The sequence below is a fragment of the Streptococcus lactarius genome (genome assembly GCF_016642265.1).
In the GTDB taxonomy this organism is placed as follows: Bacteria; Bacillota; Bacilli; order Lactobacillales; family Streptococcaceae; genus Streptococcus; species Streptococcus lactarius.
Genome location: NZ_MRXX01000001.1, coordinates 297237 through 300785, shown reverse-complemented (window position 1 = coordinate 300785; position 3549 = coordinate 297237). Strand labels below are relative to the sequence as shown.

The 3549-nt window shown below is 42.5% G+C and carries 3 protein-coding genes; 2 read left to right on the top strand and 1 reads right to left on the bottom strand.

What is annotated here, in order from left to right:
• Nucleotides 1-39: 39 nt before the first annotated feature.
• Entirely contained in the window at nucleotides 40-420 is a 381-nt protein-coding gene (gene mscL, locus BTU61_RS01615) for a large conductance mechanosensitive channel protein MscL (RefSeq protein WP_200772059.1), read from the bottom strand.
• Nucleotides 421-635: 215 nt separating this feature from the next.
• On the opposite strand from mscL, the gene dnaG reads away from it, so the two are divergent.
• Entirely contained in the window at nucleotides 636-2414 is a 1779-nt protein-coding gene (dnaG, locus tag BTU61_RS01610) for a DNA primase (protein ID WP_200772058.1), read from the top strand.
• A gap of 2 nt (nucleotides 2415-2416) precedes the next feature.
• Complete coding sequence (gene rpoD / locus BTU61_RS01605; protein WP_200772057.1) at nucleotides 2417-3526, top strand: RNA polymerase sigma factor RpoD; 1110 nt, start codon at nucleotides 2417-2419, stop codon at nucleotides 3524-3526.
• Nucleotides 3527-3549 lie beyond the last annotated feature (23 nt).

Here is a 3549-nt window from a genome sequence, read left to right as displayed (position 1 = left end):
ACTTTTGGGGTGCAGTTCAGATCGGATCTTTTTATTTGATTATTTGTTTGCAAGCAAGTCGCGGATTTCTGCAAGCAACTCTTCTTGAGTTGGAGCAGGAGTTTCTTCTTCAACAGCTTCTTCCTTTTTACCAAGGTTTTGAGCTTTCTCAGCAGCTTTTACTACGAAGAAAAGAACAGTACCAACAACAAGGAAGTTGATAATAGCGCTCAAGAAGCTACCGTATGCCACACCGTTCCATGATAATTGTGCAATCTGTTCAACACCAGCAGCTTTCATAGCTGGTTTCAAAATAAGTGGAGTGATGATATCGTTCACAAGAGATGTTACGATAGCTCCAAATGCAGCTCCGATAACGACTGCAACAGCAAGGTCTACAACGTTCCCACGAAGGAGAAAAGCTTTCAAATCTTTCAACATATCCTAAATATGTCCTTTCATAATAATTTTTTACTTTGATAGTATAACGGAAATTGATGGAGCTGGCAAGGAATTTGCCTAAAATTTTTTAAATTAGTGATATTTTTTCGAAAATGTGTCCATAATGATTGAAATTGATAGGAAAAAATTTACATTTAGGGATTTTTAGTATAAAATAGAAAATGATAGTCTATGGTAAAATGGAGGCACTGTTTATGGTTGATAAAGAGCAAATAGCAGAGATTAAAAACAGTGTCAACATTGTTGAAATCATTGGGGAAGTAGTTTCTCTCAGTAAGGCAGGTCGCAATTATTTAGGCCTTTGCCCTTTTCATGGAGAAAAGACTCCCTCCTTTAATGTCGTTGAAGATAAGCAGTTTTACCATTGCTTTGGATGTGGTCGCTCTGGGGATGTCTTTAAGTTCATTGAAGAATACCGAGGGGTTACCTTTATGGATGCGGTTCAAATCGTTTCTGAAAAAGCAGGAATTGCCATCCAAAACCAAGCAAGGCCGCATCAACCAACACTTGTGAATCCCAATCAAGAATTATATGACATTCATCAGGAGGCGAGTAAGTTTTACCAAGCGATTCTGATGACGACCAAGATGGGGGAAGAAGCGCGAAACTACTTGCATGAACGTGGCCTGACTGATGAGGTCATCCGCCATTTTCAATTGGGCTTGGCTCCTGCAGAAGGAAATTATCTTTATCGGAATCTCTCTGAGAAGTTTTCTGAAAAGGTCATTACAGATTCGGGCTTGTTTACGATCTCCGATGCAGGGACAGTTTTTGATGCCTTTCAGGATCGGATCATGTTTCCCTTGACAGATGATACAGGGCGTGTGATTGCCTTCTCAGGTCGACTATGGAAAGAGGCTATGGACGGCAGTCATCAAGCCAAGTACAAGAACAGTCGAAGCACGCGTTTATTTAATAAAAGTTTTGAACTCTATCATTTAGACCAGGCTAAGACGAGTGCCAAAAAGCTCCGTGAAATGTATGTGATGGAAGGCTTTATGGATGTCATTGCGGCTTATCGAGCGGGTATTGAAAATGCAGTGGCCTCCATGGGAACAGCTCTGACTCCAGAGCATGTCCATCACTTATCCCACTTTACAAAAAAAGTGATTTTGACCTATGATGGAGACAAGGCAGGGTTAGAGGCGACGGTCAAGGCCTTAGATGTCTTGCAAGATCTGGATCTTGAAATTGTGCGTATTCCAGACCAGATGGACCCGGATGAGTATCTTAAGAAAACCTCACCGGAAGAGTTAGCCAGTCTATTAAAGGATTCCAGAATCAGTAAGGTCGAGTTCTTAATGCACTATTGGAAACCGTCCTATATTGAGAACCTGCAAGCGCAGATTGAATTTGTCGAAAAGCTTGCCCCTATTATTGCACAGACGCAGTCTATCACTGCACAAAATGCCTACATTTATAAACTAGCTGATTTGCTACCGGATTTTGACTATGTGCAGGTTGAGCAGATTGTCAATAATAGCCGGCTGCAACAGCGAGAAGCCACGCAAAAAAGTGGAGCTTCTAAGCGATCTAATTTTTCAGTGGATCTCTTGCCAAATCGTGGAATGTCGCGCTTGGTGAAGGCGGAAAATCATCTCTTGAATCGGATGAAGGATTTTCCAATGATTCTGAATGATTACCGATTGCGATCGGATTTTTCCTTCGATACGCCTGAGCTTCAAGTTTTGTACAAGTTGTTGTGCCAAAATGGGGAAGTTACTTCTCAGGATTTATCAGAACAACCAGAAGGGGTTCAGCATGCCTGGTATCGCATGTTGGAAGAAGACCTACCAGAAGAGATTTCGGATGGTGAATTAGAAGAAGTTGAAGAAACGCGTCAGCGCGAGTTGCTTCGTAAAGAAAACCAACAAATTGGAAATAAAGTGAAAGAAGCCTCCTCTACAGGAGATGCGGAAACAGCTTTATTGGAGCTTGAGCGTTTGATCGCTCAAAAAAGAAGAATGGAGTAGGAATGGCGAAAGAACAAAAAGATATTACAACATTAGACGTTCAAATTGCAGAATTTATTCGTGGCCACAAGAAAAGTGGGACTGCTACAGATGATGATATTAATGACAAATTGGTGATTCCTTTCTCACTAGATGCAGACGGAATTGATGATCTCTTGCAACGGATTCAAGATGCAGGAATTTCAATTACAGATAAAGATGGCAACCCTAGTGCGCGTGTGTTAACCAATGAAGAAGAACCCGAATTAACAGATGAGGAATTGCTTGGAAGTAACTCTGCTAAAGTCAACGACCCAGTTCGGATGTACCTGAAAGAAATTGGGGTTGTTCCTTTGTTGAGCAACGAAGAAGAGCAAGAATTGGCTATTTTGGTAGAACAAGGTGATTTAGAAGCCAAGCAACGTCTAGCAGAAGCCAACCTTCGTTTGGTCGTTTCCATTGCGAAGCGTTATGTCGGTCGTGGAATGCAATTTTTGGATTTGATCCAAGAAGGAAACATGGGCTTGATGAAGGCGGTTGATAAGTTTGACTATACCAAAGGGTTTAAGTTCTCTACTTATGCCACTTGGTGGATCCGTCAGGCCATCACTCGGGCCATTGCAGACCAAGCGCGTACCATTCGGATCCCGGTTCACATGGTGGAAACCATTAACAAGTTGGTTCGGGAACAACGGAACCTCTTACAAGAATTGGGACAAGATCCAACGCCTGAACAAATCGCTGAGCGCATGGATATGACGCCAGATAAGGTGCGTGAAATCTTGAAGATTGCCCAAGAGCCTGTTTCTCTTGAAACGCCAATCGGGGAAGAGGACGATAGCCATTTGGGAGATTTTATCGAAGACGAAGTGATTGAAAATCCAGTAGACTACACCACTCGTGTTGTCTTGCGCGAACAATTGGATGAAGTCCTTGATACCCTGACAGACCGTGAAGAAAACGTCCTACGTTTACGTTTTGGTCTCGATGATGGTAAAATGCGGACCTTGGAAGATGTCGGCAAAGTCTTTAACGTGACCCGTGAACGGATCCGTCAGATCGAAGCCAAAGCCCTCCGCAAACTCCGCCACCCAAGCAGAAGCAAACCATTGCGTGATTTTATTGAGGATTAAAAATGTCCGGGGGACATTTTTAA

Excerpts from the sequence above, each read along its gene's own strand:
- mscL (WP_200772059.1), bottom strand. The coding sequence starts at position 420 with ATGTTGAAAGATTTGAAAGCTTTTCTCCTTCGTGGGAACGTTGTAGAC.
- dnaG (WP_200772058.1), top strand. The coding sequence starts at position 636 with ATGGTTGATAAAGAGCAAATAGCAGAGATTAAAAACAGTGTCAACATT.
- rpoD (WP_200772057.1), top strand. The coding sequence starts at position 2,417 with ATGGCGAAAGAACAAAAAGATATTACAACATTAGACGTTCAAATTGCA.